General features: G+C 73.2%; 12 protein-coding genes. 4 read left to right on the top strand and 8 right to left on the bottom strand.

Features of this window, described 5'->3' with window-relative positions; genetic code table 11:
• Nucleotides 1-210: 210 nt before the first annotated feature.
• Nucleotides 211-633 (top strand): secondary thiamine-phosphate synthase enzyme YjbQ, encoded by a 423-nt coding sequence (locus tag ACICHK_RS33925; protein WP_406839888.1) that lies wholly within the window; start codon nt 211-213, stop codon nt 631-633.
• A 56-nt stretch (nt 634-689) separates the two neighbouring features.
• Here ACICHK_RS33925 and ACICHK_RS33930 read toward each other — a convergent pair whose 3' ends face one another.
• The 4 genes from ACICHK_RS33930 to ACICHK_RS33945 form a co-directional block, all read right to left on the bottom strand.
• Nucleotides 690-2273 (bottom strand): multicopper oxidase family protein, encoded by a 1584-nt coding sequence (locus tag ACICHK_RS33930; RefSeq protein WP_406839889.1) that lies wholly within the window; start codon nt 2271-2273, stop codon nt 690-692.
• Nucleotides 2274-2336: 63 nt separating this feature from the next.
• A complete protein-coding gene (locus ACICHK_RS33935; protein WP_406839890.1) occupies nt 2337-2597 on the bottom strand; it encodes a hypothetical protein in 261 nt (86 codons plus the stop codon).
• Between the two features lie 109 nt (nt 2598-2706).
• Nucleotides 2707-4458: a SpoIIE family protein phosphatase gene (locus ACICHK_RS33940; protein ID WP_406839891.1), complete on the bottom strand. Its 1752-nt coding sequence runs from the start codon at nt 4456-4458 to the stop codon at nt 2707-2709.
• Between the two features lie 52 nt (nt 4459-4510).
• Complete coding sequence (locus tag ACICHK_RS33945; protein WP_151473627.1) at nt 4511-5191, bottom strand: class I SAM-dependent methyltransferase; 681 nt, start codon at nt 5189-5191, stop codon at nt 4511-4513.
• A gap of 710 nt (nt 5192-5901) precedes the next feature.
• On the opposite strand from ACICHK_RS33945, the gene ACICHK_RS33950 reads away from it, so the two are divergent.
• The gene (locus ACICHK_RS33950; RefSeq protein WP_406839892.1) at nt 5902-6531 is read left to right on the top strand and encodes a dihydrofolate reductase family protein; all 630 of its coding nucleotides are present in this window, start codon (nt 5902-5904) and stop codon (nt 6529-6531) included.
• Nucleotides 6532-6648: 117 nt separating this feature from the next.
• Here ACICHK_RS33950 and ACICHK_RS33955 read toward each other — a convergent pair whose 3' ends face one another.
• A complete protein-coding gene (locus ACICHK_RS33955) occupies nt 6649-7125 on the bottom strand; it encodes an Lrp/AsnC family transcriptional regulator (RefSeq protein ID WP_151473625.1) in 477 nt (158 codons plus the stop codon).
• A gap of 239 nt (nt 7126-7364) precedes the next feature.
• Here ACICHK_RS33955 and ACICHK_RS33960 point away from each other — a divergent pair, with 239 nt between their 5' ends.
• Both ACICHK_RS33960 and ACICHK_RS33965 read left to right on the top strand, forming a co-directional pair.
• Nucleotides 7365-8864, top strand: coding sequence for an FUSC family protein (locus ACICHK_RS33960; protein ID WP_151473624.1), 1500 nt, complete (start codon nt 7365-7367; stop codon nt 8862-8864).
• A gap of 428 nt (nt 8865-9292) precedes the next feature.
• Nucleotides 9293-10336: a lactonase family protein gene (locus ACICHK_RS33965; protein ID WP_406841388.1), complete on the top strand. Its 1044-nt coding sequence runs from the start codon at nt 9293-9295 to the stop codon at nt 10334-10336.
• Nucleotides 10337-10469: 133 nt separating this feature from the next.
• Here ACICHK_RS33965 and ACICHK_RS33970 read toward each other — a convergent pair whose 3' ends face one another.
• The 3 genes from ACICHK_RS33970 to ACICHK_RS33980 form a co-directional block, all read right to left on the bottom strand.
• Nucleotides 10470-11390 (bottom strand): sirohydrochlorin chelatase, encoded by a 921-nt coding sequence (locus ACICHK_RS33970; protein WP_151473622.1) that lies wholly within the window; start codon nt 11388-11390, stop codon nt 10470-10472.
• 129 nt (nt 11391-11519) lie between these two features.
• Nucleotides 11520-12617, bottom strand: coding sequence for an N-acetylglucosamine kinase (locus ACICHK_RS33975; protein ID WP_406839893.1), 1098 nt, complete (start codon nt 12615-12617; stop codon nt 11520-11522).
• Nucleotides 12614-13291, bottom strand: a complete 678-nt coding sequence (locus ACICHK_RS33980; RefSeq protein WP_406839894.1) for a uracil-DNA glycosylase — start codon at nt 13289-13291, stop codon at nt 12614-12616. Before ACICHK_RS33980 ends, ACICHK_RS33975 begins: the two co-directional genes overlap by 4 nt.
• Between the last annotated feature and the right edge of the window lie 436 nt (nt 13292-13727).

Here is a 13727-nt window from a genome sequence, read left to right on the forward strand (position 1 = left end):
ACCGGACAGGGGCCCGGGATCTTCCCGTCGGACACCCGGCTGTGAGCCATCCGACGGACCCGTGCCACCGTGAGCCCCCCGACGGAGACCTGTGCCACCGTGAGCCGCCCAGCGGACTCGTGCCGGAAGCCGTCGGCGGCCGGTCGTCCGCGACCGGCCCCGGTGCCGTCGTCACAGGCCGGTCTCCGGCGCATGGGAGAGGATTGAGGCATGTCCGATGCCTTCACCACGCAGGTCCTGCACATCTCCTCCGGTTCGTCGGAGGCGGTCGTCGATCTCACCCGCGACTGCGAGGCCTTCCTCCGCGAGGTCGCGGCGGGCCGCGACGGCCTCCTGAACGTCTTCGTCCCGCACGCCACCGCCGGGATCGCCATCATCGAGACCGGCGCCGGCAGCGACGACGACCTCCTGACCACCCTGCACTCCCTGCTCCCCGCGGACGACCGCTGGCAGCACCGTCACGGCAGCCCCGGGCACGGCCGCGACCACGTCCTCCCCGCCATCGTCCCGCCGCACGCGACCCTGCCGGTGGTGGACGGGGCCCTGGAGCTGGGGACATGGCAGTCGGTGTGCCTCGTGGACACGAACCGGGACAACCCCAACCGCGAGGTGCGGCTGAGTTTCCTCGGCTGAGCGGCCGGCCCGGGGCTCCGTGGGCCCGGGGTTCCGTGGACCCGAGTCCCGCAGGGTCAGGCCCCGTAGGCCACGAGCGCCATCATCCCGGCCTCGCTGTGGTAGGCGTTGTGGCAGTGCAGCATCCACTGTCCGGGGTTGTCGGCGTCGAATGCGACGGACATCTTCGACCTGGGCAGCACGATGGCCGTGTCCTTGCGCGGGCCGGTGTCGCCGAGTTGGTAGGTGTGGCCGTGCAGGTGCATCGGGTGCCACATGTTCGTGGCGTTGACGAAGTCGAGCCGGACCCGTCGGCCCTCCTGGACGAGCAGCGGGTCCGAGGTCGGATCGTTCATGTCGAACCGGTGGCCGTTGAGGGCCCAGTCGTAGGCGCCCATGCTGCCGGTCAGTTTGACGCGGAGGACCTGGTCGGGTTCCTTCGCCTCCAGCCGCACGCCGTCGCTCGCGCGCAGCTGTCCGGCCGTCACCGTCCGCCCGTCCAGTTCGCCCGGCCGCACGGCCGGGTCCGGCAGGCTCCCCGATCCGGTCCGCACCATGGCCATGCCGCTGACGTCCTTGCCCTCGGCGAGCGCGACGAGCGGGAAGACGCCGTCGTCGAGGGTGACCAGTACGTCGTACCGCTCGCCCATGGCGACCAGCAGGGTGTCGACCTCCTCGTGCTCGACGGGGAAGCCGTCCGTGTGGGTGATGGTCAGCCTGTGGCCGCCGAGCGCCACCCGGTACGCGGTGTCGGCACCCGCGTTGATGATCCTGAGGCGGACACGACTGCCGTGCTTGCCGCTGTAGACGGCCGGGTCGGTCGGCACGCGTCCGTTGATCAGGTGGTACGGGTAGTTCACGTCCCCGGCGTCGCGGCCGAGCAGAGGGCCGGCGGTACCGCCGAGCCGGAACCGCGTCGGCGCGCCTTCGCCGGAGGGCGCCGACGCGGACGGGGACGTCGGCATGGACGGATGCCGCGAGGACGCCGGCCGCCCCGATCCGTCACCCTTCATGTTCATCCCGGACATGCCGTGGCTGAGCTCGGCGAAGACGTCGTCGGGGGTACCGGTCACGCCGTCGAGCCAGTCGTCGAGGACGACGACCCATTCGTCGTCGTACGACAGCGGCTCCCTGGGATCCTCGATGATCAGCGGCGCGTACATGGCGCGGTCGACCTGGACGCCCACGTGCGGGTGGAAGAAGTACGTGCCGGGTTTGTCGGCGACGAAGCGGTACGTGAAGTTGGATCCGGCCCGCACCGGGGCCTGCGTGACCGGCGGTACGCCGTCCATGTCGCCGCGCAGCGAGATGCCGTGCCAGTGGATGGACGTCGTGGTGGCGCCGGGCAGCTGGTTGGACAGTTCGGCGGCGATCGTGTCGCCGGCGGAGATGCGGATCTCCTTGCCGGGGACCTGGCCGCCGAAGGCCCAGGAGTTGACCCGGACGCCGCCGCCCAGGTCGAGGGTGGCGGGCGCGGCGGTCACGTTGAGGCTGTGGACCCTGCCCGTACCGCTGCGCTTCTTCTCCACGCGGGCGACCTGGGAGCCGGAAGGGCTGAGGAGGGAGGGGGTGTTGGAGACGTCCTTGCCGCAGGCGGAGAGCAGGCCGGTGCCTGCCGCTCCCAGTCCGGCGAGGACGGTGCGACGGTTGATGCTGTTCACGAAGAGTCCTCTTCTCGATGCGCGACACGCGTTCCGGGGCGGTCCACACACGGCCGCACGGCGTCAGAGGACGCGGGAAGCCGTGGGGACGCGGCCTATGTGCGCGGTGGAGAGGGGGACGGACGCGGTGGAGAGGGGAACGCAGGGGCGGGCGGCCGACGCCGGCACGGCGCGCGGTGGGGCCGTCGGCATCGCTCCGGCGGCCGTGCCGGGGATCTCGTGACGGAGCCGCACCAGGGGCGCGGGGCGCGGTGCGGCGATCGGGCCGCGAACCCGGCGGGCGGCGCCGCCGAACCAGGCCCGGAGCAACTCTCGTACCGTCATCAGGGGCGTCCGCACTTCCCGCGAGCTGGGATCGCCACCATACCCCGCGCGGGTATGCGTGCCCCGGAACCGCCGATCGGGAATCAGCCGAATGCGGACCGGGCGGCCGCTACTTCGCCGGGATCTTCTGCTCGAACCAGACGACCTTGCCGCTGCTCACTCGTGTCGCGCCCCAGCGCAGGGCGAGTTGATTGACCAGGAAGAGGCCACGGCCGCTCTCGTCCCCGAGGCCGGCCTGCCGCAGCCGGGGCACCTGGGGCGAGTCGTCGGTCACCTCGCAGCGGAGCACGTCGGTGCGCAGCAGCCGCAGCGAGAGGGGCCGTGAGGCGAACCGCACGGCGTTCGTCACGATCTCGCTGACCATGAGTTCCGTCGGGTCGGCCAGGGACTCGAGACCCCAGCGGCGCAGGGCCCTGCGGGTCAGCCGGCGCGCCTGTCCCGCGGTCATCGGGTGCGGGGCCAGGTACCAGTAACCGACGCTGTCGGGAGGGAAGCCCTCGAACCGGGCGGTCAGCAGGGCGATGTCGTCGTCCCGGGTCCCCGGGCCCAGGGTGCCCAGTACGTGATCGCAGAGCACCTCCAGGGAGGTGAGCCCCCGGGCGGCGCCCTGGAGGCGGACCCGCAGTGCCTCGACGCCGCTCCCTATGTCCGTGTCACGGGACTCGACCAGTCCGTCGGTGTACAGCACCAGGGTCGCCCCGGCGGGCGCGGCCATCTCCACCGACTCGAAGACGACACCGCCGACGCCGATCGGGGCGCCGGGCGGGACCGCCAGGACCTCGGCCCGGCCGTCCTCGTGGAGCAGTACCGCGGGCGGGTGACCGGCGTTCGCCATCAGCAGGCGGTGCGAGATCGGGTCGTAGATCGCGTAGAGGCAGGTCGCGATGTGGTCGCTGCCCAGCCGCTGGGCCTGTTCGTCGAGGTGGTGCAGGACCTCCTCGGGCGGCAGGTCGAGGCCGGCGAGGGTCTGCACGATGGTGCGCAGCTGGCCCATGATCGCGGCGGAGGTCATGGAGTGGCCCATGACGTCGCCGACGATCAGCGCGACGCGGTTGCCGGGAAGCGGGATCGCGTCGTACCAGTCGCCGCCGACCTGGGCGGTCTTCGAGGCGGGCAGGTAACGGCTGGCCAGCCGGACGCCGGTGGGTTCGGGCAGCGAGGACGGGAGCATGGTGTGCTGGAGGGTGTCCGCCACGGCGGCCTCGTGGCCGTACATCACCGCCTTCTGGACCCCGAGCGCGGTGTGCGTCGCGAGCTGCGAGGCGACGAGCAGGTCGTCGTTGGTGAAGGCGGGGCGGTCCGCGCCCCGCAGCAGGACGACCGTGCCCATGACGTGATGGCTGCCGTGCAGGGGCGCGATGATCAGGCGATGGCCCGGCGGGAGCGCTCCCGCCGGACCGGTCCCCGCCACGAGCAGTTCGGTGACGGCGGGTGCGTTGCCGGGCGCGTCACCGAACGCGGGGCGCCCGTCCCGCAGCAGTTCGGCGAGCCGGCCGCCGCCGGCCGGCTGCACGCGCTCGGCGATCTCGGGGAGCGGCGGCGGGGGCGTGCCGGCGCGCGTCGGCGTCGCACGGTCGGCGCTGTGCAGTCGGAGCACGACGGGTGCCGCCGACCGCTCCGTGCCCACCGGCAGCGGATCGTCGAGATGGACGAAGACCGCGTCCGCGAACGCCGGTACGGCCGCCTGCCGCAGTTCCCGGAGCGTCTCGTCCAGATCCATCCCGCGGGCGATCCGCCGCGTCGCCACGTCGAGATACCTGAGGCGGTCGGTCTGCGGCACGAGGCCGTCCGCCACGGCGGCAGGCGGGAGGGGGCCCTGTGGCGCGGCGGTGCCCTTGTGGGGGGTGTGGTGCTCGGTCACGCGTTCTGTCCCGTCCGGTGGGTGCGCGGTCCGCGGCTCGGACTCCGCCTCCTCAGTCGCACCGCCTGCAGCACAGGAACACCTGTTCCTCGGGCGGGACGTCGGTCACCGCGGGGGCGTACGTGTACGAGGTCTCCTCGACGATCTCGAAGCCCGCCTCCTCGACGACCCTGTGCAGGTCCTCCCGCAGATAGCCCGAGACCCTGATCGTGTTCCCGAGGAACGGGATCGCGAAGTCGTCCACATCGGCCTCGACCATCGACAGGACGAACAGGCCGCCGGGGGCCAGCAGATGACGGACGGTCCGCAGGGCGAGGGGGATCTCCGCGCGCGGAAGCATCAGCAGCGAGAAGAAGGCGGAGACGGCGTCGAAACGGCCGAGGTCGCGCGGCCCGTCCGGGCGCAGGTCGGCGATGTCCAGCTGGTGGAACGTCGCGCCGGGGACGTAGGAGCTCGCGAGCTCCACCATGCCGCCGGAGAGGTCGACCCCCACCACCTCGAACCCCGCGTCCGCCATCTGGCGCGCGGTCGGCACCCCGGTGCCGCAGCCGAGGTCCAGGACCCGTGCCCCCTCGCCGAGCGATCCGATCAGCCACTCGCCCGCGGCGACCTGGCCTTCCTTGTGCGGAAAGGCTTCGTCGTAGCGGTCGCCGATGGCGTCGAAGGCTTCGGCCTGGCCCTTGCGGTCGAGCGGAAGGCTCTCGTAATCAGTCCCGTGATTGCTGTTGATCACGAAAGGAACCTTTCATGGGGGCGGGAAAAGCGGTCCGTAATGCGGATGAAAGCGGTCATGACGGGATCTCCGAGCTTTGCCGGTCGCTCAGGAGACGTCAATTCGAGACGATAGTCGTTCGGCGTCCGCCGGGATGCCCGAGTGACCGAATCCGTTCGACCGGCGGAACGGCTCCCGCGACGGCTTTCCGGCCGCTGGCAGCACCCGAACTCGCGCTGAGCGGAAGCGCGTTACCGGGTCGTCCGGTGCCGACACGGCTGGAATCCGCCCGCCGGAAACGAACGACCGGGACGGCCCGCGGCGCCAACTCGCCTTCGACGCACGTGACATGGCGAAGTCGGCTCCTCGTGCGCGGAGTCGGGGCCCGGTTCGACCGTTCGCCCGGCCTTCCGGTGCTGGACCCGGACGGGTGTCCGCGCGGCGGATCCCCTCGGCCCGAAGGCTCCGCCGAACCCGTACGGCCGGCGGCCTGTCTCCTCGATGCCGAAACGCCGCATTCATGGAAGGATCATGACGATCCCCGGACCCGGGCCCGGAACGGAGTCGCCACCTTCTTCGGCGGCCGGGTGAGCGGAGGGGACCCGGCGGGGCCGGTCGTGTCGCGTGGGGTGCGGGGCGATGCGGGGGACGCGGGAGAGGCTGTCGATTCCGGTCCGGCCCGTTCGACGTACGGGTGAGAGCGGGACACCACGAACACGAGGAGCACGGTCATGTCCAAGCTGCGTGTGCACAACCTCACCGTCTCGGTGGACGGGTACGCCGCCGGTCCCCGTCAGCGTCTCGAGCAGCCCCTCGGCGAGGGGTTCGGAAGCATGCACGAGTGGATGTTCGCGGCCATGCGCGACCTGGCCGACGGCAAGGGCGGGGTCGACGTCGAGTACGTGGAGCGCAGCAAGGAGAACATCGGCGCCACCATCATGGGCCGCAACATGTTCGGGCCCCAGCGCGGACCCTGGGAGGACGAGTCGTGGACGGGCTGGTGGGGCCCCAACCCTCCGTTCCATAACGACGTGTTCGTGCACACGCACCATCTGCGGCCCTCGGTCGTCATGGAGGGGGGAACGACCTTCCACTTCACCGACGAACCCGTGGAGGCGGTCCTCGCCCGTGCCGTCGAGGCGGCGGCGGGCAAGGACGTCCAGCTCGGGGGCGGAGCGGCCACCGTCCAGCAGTACCTGCGCGCGGGACTCGTCGACGAAATGCACTGCGCCGTCGTGCCGCGGCTCCTGTGCCGGGGAGAGCGCCTGTTCGACAACCTCGGGGACGGGATCGACGGCTACCGGGTGGCCGAGCTGGTCGGATCGCCGGCCGCGGCGCACGTCCGGCTGGTCCGCCGCTGACCCGACCGCTCGCCCGGCAGCCCCTCGGGAGGGGCGAGCCCGCCGCGGTGTCCGGCCCGCAGGGTCTCGCCCCCGATGGCCGCGAGGATGCCCGGGAGTGTTCCGCCCGCGGCGCCCTCAGCCCCGTGTCGTCCGTCCGATCGACTCCACCAGCGGCAGCAGCCGGTGCGGGACGCGTTCGCGCAGGGCCACCTCCGTCCGGGTGCGGACCACGCCGGGCAGACTGATCAGTGCCTGGATCACATCCTCCAGGTGGGCGTTGTCCCGCGCCGCGACCCGGGTGATCAGATCGCCGCCGCCGGTGATCGAGAACGCCTCGATGATCTCCGGTACGGCGGCGAGGGCGTCGCCCACGTCGTCCAGGTGGCCCTGGGTGACCTCGATGTGCACGAACGCGAGCACGGGATGGCCGAGAGCCGCGGGGGACAGGGACGGGCCCGTACCGGTGATCACCCCGTCCCGCTCCAGCCGGTCGAGGCGGGCCTGGAGCGTGCCGCGGGCGATGCCGAGGACACGGGCGTATTCACGGACGCTGGTGCGCGGCTGCTCCAGGAGCAGCCGCAGGATGCGGGTGTCGAGCTCGTCCACGGGCATGGTCCGTTGGCCTCCTCGCGGCCGACAATGTTCACCTCCGACTGTACCAATGGCACAGTAGAAAACGCGCCGGTTGAGCCACTTCTGGGCTGCCGCGTACCTTGTCCGTATCGATGGCGCTGCGCAGCGCCGGACGGCAAGGACGCCGTACCGGACCCGCGGCGCCTTTCGCATGTGCGCCGCGCATGCCGGACTCTGTATCGAACGCGAAGTGGGGCGGGCCGCCTACGGTGAAGAAGATGTTCATGGCGCCGGATCCGGGACTGTTCCGGCTGCGGGTCTCGCTCCGGGCGGTCGCCGGGATCGGCCTCGCGGTCACCCTGTGCCAACTGACCGGGCTCTCGCTCTCCGCCTCGATCGCCGGCGGGCTCGCGGCGCTCCTCGCGCTGTTCACGGTCGGCGACCCGACCGTGCGCGGCCAGGCCGGCACCACCGCGCTGCTCCCCGTGGCCGGTTTCCCGGTCCTCGCGGCGGCGACCGCCCTGCACGGGACGCCACTGCTGCGGGACGCGACCTGGCTCGCCGTGGTCTTCGCCGGGGTGTGGGCCCGTCGCTTCGGCCCCCGCGGGCACGCGCTCGGCATCTTCGCGTTCATGATGTTCTTCACCACCCAGTTCCTGCACGCCGTGCCCGGCCAGCTTCCGCAGCTGTACGCCGCCGTCGCCCTGTCGCTCACGGCGTCCTCGGCCGTGCGGTTCGGCGCCTGGTGCATCGAGCGGCGCAGCCCGCTGCCCGCCGCGCCGTTGCCGCTGGAGGGGCGCGGGCTGGACCGCCCCGCCACCCGCCAGGCCTTCCAGGCGACGGCGGCCTGCGCCTTCGCGCTCGGCGCGGGCCAGTTGCTCTCGCACGACCGCTGGTACTGGGCCGTCGGCACCGCGTGGTGGATCTTCGTGAACACGGCCTCGCGCGGCGAGACGCTGGTCCGCGGCTTCCGGCGTGTCCTCGGCACGCTCACCGGCATCGTGGCCGGGCTCCTGATCGCCGTACCGCTGCACGGCGCGCCGGCGCCCACCGCCGCCCTCGTCGCGGTGAGCGTCTTCGGGATCTTCTACACGGCCGCCCCCTCGTACAGCTGGATGATGTTCTTCGTCACCGTCATGGCGGGTCTGCTCTACGGGCTGCTCGGCGTGCTGCACCCGGGACTGCTGGTCCTCCGGCTCGCCGAGACGGGCGTCGGCGCGCTTGGTGCCGCGCTCGCGGTCGCCCTCGTCCTGCCGATCACCACGCACACGGTCACCGACCGCTGGATCGAGCGCGCCCTGCACGCCGTGCACGGCTGCACCGCGGCGGCGGCCCGGCGGCTCGCGGGCGACGAGCGGGCCGACCCCGCACCGCTCGCGGGGGAGCTCGAAGCGCTTCTGGGGCGTGTGCGCATGGCTCTCGCCCCCCTCGTGCACCCGCTCAACCCGATGCTGCAGCGCAAGGAACGGGCCCGCGCGATCCTCGCCCTGCTGGACGACTGCGCCCGCGAGGTGCGGGGTCTCGCGGCCGTCGCCGCCGACCCGGACGCCTCGCACGACGCCCGCCTCACGGCGGCCTGCCGACGGGTCGAGACGGCCATGGAGTCCCTGGTCGGAGCCGTGCCGGGAGGCGCTCCGGCGGCCCACCACGACGTCCCCGGTCATCACCCCGGTGCCGAGCAGGCGCTCGTGCACCTGCACGGCCTGGAGCGGGCGCTCGTCGACATGGCGACACCGCTGCGCGGACCGGTACGCGACTCGCAGCTCGTCGGCGTCTGACGTCGGCGGAGCTTTTCCCGGCCCCCTGGAGCGCTGTCCGGCGCTCCAGGGGGCCGCTCTCGTTCCGGGGCCCGCTCGGGAGAGGGGGCCTGTCCGAAAGGTCCGCGGCGGGGGTGTGGAGGCCCGCCGGGCGGCCTCGGACCGGCCCCTGCCGCCTCTTTCCCCGGCGCGCGCCCGGGAAGCCCGTGGTGGCCGCCGTGCGGGCTCTGGGCACCCTCGTGACCTGCGTGTACCCGGTACGTACGTACTTGGGTTTCCGGCCGGCCCGGTCCCGAGTGCCCTGCCCCGCCCTGAGGACCGCGCGCACGAGGACCGGAACGGCCGCCGGGAACGAGCGCAGGGGCCGTCCCCGCCCCGGCTTTGGTCTAGACCGCAGCGCCGTGACTGCTACCGTCGCCCCGACGGCGCGGGATCGAGAGGGGACAGACGTGGCGGACGGCGGCAGGCGGCAGCGGGCGTTCATCGGATCGTTCACGGCGGCGGGAGGGCTCGGCGTCCTCACGGCGGCCGTGGATCCGGACAGCGGCGCGCTGACCGTCCTCGGCGCGGCCGACGACGTGCCCGACCCCTCGTACCTCGCCCTCGCGCCCGCGGGCGACGTCCTGTACGCGGTCAGCGAGACCGCCGAGGGCGCGGTGGCCGCCTTCCGGGTGCACGGCGACAAGCCGGAACTGACCGGTCCGCCGACCCGGACCGGCGGCAGCGGCCCCACCCACCTCAGTGTCCTCGACGGGCACGTCCTGACCGCGGACTACGGCTCGGGCAGCGTCAGCGCGGTACCCGTCCGCCCCGGCGGGGAACTGGCACCCGCCGCCTCCGGCGTGCTCCGGCACACCGGTTCCGGTCCGCACGCGCAGCGGCAGCGGGGCCCGCACGCCCATCAGGTGCAGCCCGATCCCACCGGCCGCTGGGCCGTCAGCGTCGACCTCGGCACGGACTCGGTCCGGGTGTGCGCCCTCGACGGCGGAACGCTCGCCCTGCACCGCGAGATCGCCCTGCGTCCCGGCTCGGGCCCGCGCCATCTCGCCTTCCACCCGGGGGGCGGGCACGCGTACGTCCTCAACGAGCTCGCCCCGACCCTCACCGTCTGCCGCTGGGACGCCGAGGAGGGCTCGCTGCGGCCCGTCGGCGAGGTCGCGGTGCTGTCCGCGGCCCCGGACGGCGATGCGTACCCCTCGGGCATCGTCGTCTCGCCCGACGGCCGTTTCGTGTGGACCGCCACCCGGGGCCGGGACACCGTCTCCGTGCTCGGCGTCGACGCGGCGGGCGAGGGGCTCACGCTCGTCGCCGAGGTGCCCTGCGGCGGAGCCTGGCCCCGCGCGCTGGCCCTCGACCCCTCGGGGCGGTTCCTGTACGCGGCCAACGAACGCTCCGGCGACGTGACCTGGTTCACCGTCGACCAGGACACCGGCGTTCCGCGCCGCGGCGGCTCGGTCGAGGCGCCCGCCGCGTCCTGCGTGGTCCTCGGCTGACCCGGCCCGCCCGGCCGCTCCCGGAGGGGGCCGTGCCGGGTGTGCCCCGCGCCCATGGGAAAGGGCCCCTCCTGGCTCAGGAGGGGCCCTTTCGACGTGCGGGCGGTACAGGTGGTGCGGGTGCGGCGGCCGACTAGAAGGCCGGCGCTCCCTGGGTCTGCGGCGGCGCGATGCCCAGTGCCGTCGTGTACTGGGCGAGCGCGAGCTTGCCGATCGCCGGGTACGGGCCGAGGGCCTCGGCGGCGCTGCAGCCGGCCTCCTTGGCGGCGGCGTCGAGCAGACCCGCGTCGAGCTCCGGACCGATCAGGTACGGGGCGAGCGCGAGCTGCTGCGAACCGGAGCCGCGCAGCTGCTCGGCGATGGCCGAGATGGAGCCCTCCTCGTCGAGAGCCGCCGCCATGACCGGCACGGCGAGCCGCGCGGCGAGCAGCATGCCGGTGATGCCGGCCGCCTGCACCGCGTCCTCGCCGCCGACGGTGGCGAGCACGATGCCGTCCGCGGCGGTCGCCACGGTGAACAGCCGGGCGCGGTCGGCGCGGGCCAGACCGGCCTCGGAGAGACGCACGTGCAGCGCCTCGGCGAGCAGCGGGTGCGGACCGAGGACATCGGTCAGCTCGGCCGCGACACGGCTTTCCATGACCGCCTGGCGGATGCGGCGCAGCAGGGCGTTGTCCGGACCGGCGAGCAGCGGGACAACGATGCCGACGGGGCCGTCGGGCTCGGAGACGTCGGAGCCGGCGGCGCGGGCCTGCTCGAAGCGCGCGGTGCGCTCCTCGGCGGCGTGGGTCAGCACGGACTGCAGCGTGGGGAACTCGTCGTCCCCGTCCAGGTAGCCGATGCGGGCGTCGAGGCCGGGGAGCTCGGAGCGGGCGATGCTCACGACCTCCTCGGCGAGGCTGCGCGTGGCGGCGCTGGGGGTGCCCGGCACCGCGAGGACGAGCGCGGGCGCGCCCTCGGGAGCCGCCAGGGGTTCCGGACGGCGGTGCCGCCCGGCTTGGCGGGGTCGCGGCATTCGTACTGGCAGGCCGGACGCGGGCCCAGTGGGGGAGCTCATGGCGCCGCATGTTACTTGTTTCTTGGGTTCCCCTGTTCGGGGAGGGTGCAGGTGAGCGGTATCCGTCCGCTTTTGTCTGATGGGTTACGTACCGGTCGGAAGTGATCGGTAATCGCGGACTTGTCGGGCCTACGGTGAATTCGGGTCATGGATCTGCCCGTACGGCTTTTCCGCGACCACGTACAGCATTCGTTCGTCCGGGGGCAGCGCGAGCCGGCCGTCGGCCAGGTCGGCCGCGATCCGGAGCGCGCCGTCGAGAGGGCCGCCCAGGGCCGATACGTGCCGGGCGTGCGGCAGCCGCCCGGCCAACTCCTCGGTCAGGGGGCCGAGGATCGCGGCGCCCATGTCGAACACGCCCCCGGTGAGGGCGAGGCGGGGCTCGCCGTCGGCCGGGCACACCGCGGCGGCCGACTCGGCCATGTGCCGTGCGGCGGTCCGCAGGATGCGCGAGGCCACGGGGTCGTTCCCGGCCTGTCCGGCGACCTCCGGGGCGAAGGAGGCGAGTACGGCGGCCCGGTCGGTGCGCGGGTACAGCAGGCCGGGCAGTCCCGGCACCGGCCCGAACACCTCCTCGGCCCGCGCCAGCAGCGCGGCCGAGCCCTCCGGGCGGCCGTCGAACGCGCGCAGGGCTGCCTCCAGGCCCGCGCGGCCGATCCACGCTCCGCCGCCGCAGTCGCCGAGCAGATGACCCCACCCGTCGGCCCTGTGCCACGACGTCAGGTCGGTGCCGATCGCGATCATGCCGGTGCCCGCCGCGATCACGGCACCCGCACGGACGCCCAGGGCGCCCGTGTACGCGGTCACGGCGTCGGCGGCCAGGGCGAGCCGCCGTACTCCCAGTTCACGTTCCAGGGCGGGCGGGAGCTCGTCGCGCAGTTCGTCGCCGAGCGTGGCCAGACCGGCCGCGCCGACGGCGACGGCCCCGAGCCGTTCGGCGCCCGCATCGGCCATCAACCGCCGTGCCATCGGCAGCAGTTGCTCCAGCAGATGTTCTGCCGAGATCCCGCGCGGACCGGTCCGGACGGGCTCCCTGGAGGTCAACGGCGCACCGAGCGGGGCCGGGTGGGGACGCGCCGGGGCTCCTCGGCGTACGGGAGGGCGGTCGTCGCCCGGCACCGCGTGCGCGGCGAGGGCCGCACGCAGCCCCGAGCCACCGGAGTCCACGGCGAGGACCACGGAAGGGCCCCGCCCGTCCCGCGTCCCGCCACGTACGCCGTCGGCCGTCACGGCAGGCGCCAGTCCACCGGCTCCGCCCCCTGCTTGGCCAGCAGATCGTTGGCGCGGCTGAAGGGACGCGAACCGAAGAAGCCGCGGTCGGCCGACATGGGCGAGGGGTGCGCGGATTCCACCGAGGGGAGACTGCCGAGCAGGGGGCGCAGATTGCGCGCGTCCCGGCCCCACAGGATGGACACCAGCGGCCGACCGCGCGCGGCCAGCGCCCGTATGGCCTGTTCCGTGACTTCTTCCCAGCCCTTGCCGCGGTGGGCCGCGGGGCTGCGGGGCGCCGTGGTCAGCGCCCTGTTGAGCAGCAGCACGCCCTGGTTCGCCCAGGGGGTGAGGTCACCGGTGGACGGCTGGGGAACTCCGAGGTCGGTGTTCAGTTCGCGGAAGATGTTGATCAGGCTGGGCGGCAGCGGACGCACCTCCGGGGCCACCGAGAACGACAGGCCCACGGCGTGCCCCGGGGTCGGGTAGGGGTCCTGGCCGACGATGAGGACGCGTACCTCGTCGAAGGGCTGCTGGAAGGCCCGCAGGACGTTCGCCCCGGACGGTAGATAGGTGCGCCCGGCGGCGATCTCCGCGCGCAGGAAGTCGCCCATCTGGGCGATCCGTCCGGCGACGGGTTCGAGGGCTTTCGCCCACCCCGGTTCGACGATCTCATGCAACGGTCGTGGTGCCACGGGCGTCACCCTACTGCCGTACACATGGCCGAGATCAAACCGGTGGCCGTCCCGCGACCGGAGATGACCGATTCGCCGTCGAATCGGTCATCTGCGGTCGCAAGACGCCCGCCGCGGCGGGTCGTTGGACCCGGTCCTGCCGACGGGTTCCGCTTCTGCGAACGGCTGAGCCGACGGTGTCCCGGCGGCATGGGCCGTTCGTACCTCTGACGCGTACGGCATTCCAGGTAGGCGCGGATACGCCGCGAGAAGTGGCCGACCCGGTCGCTCGAAACGTTGGCGGAAATTCAGCCACCCTCCCGATGGCGATGATGGTACGGGCCGATGAGAACCGGAATCGACGGCCGGGTCGGCGGGATTGGTGCACGCGGAATTGCGAGAAATTTTCTTGCGAGCCGGTCATTCCTGGTATAGACAATGACCGACGAGGCGCGGG

It is taken from the genome of Streptomyces sp. AHU1 (assembly GCF_045343905.1).
In the GTDB taxonomy this organism is placed as follows: domain Bacteria; phylum Actinomycetota; class Actinomycetes; order Streptomycetales; family Streptomycetaceae; genus Streptomyces; species Streptomyces triticiradicis.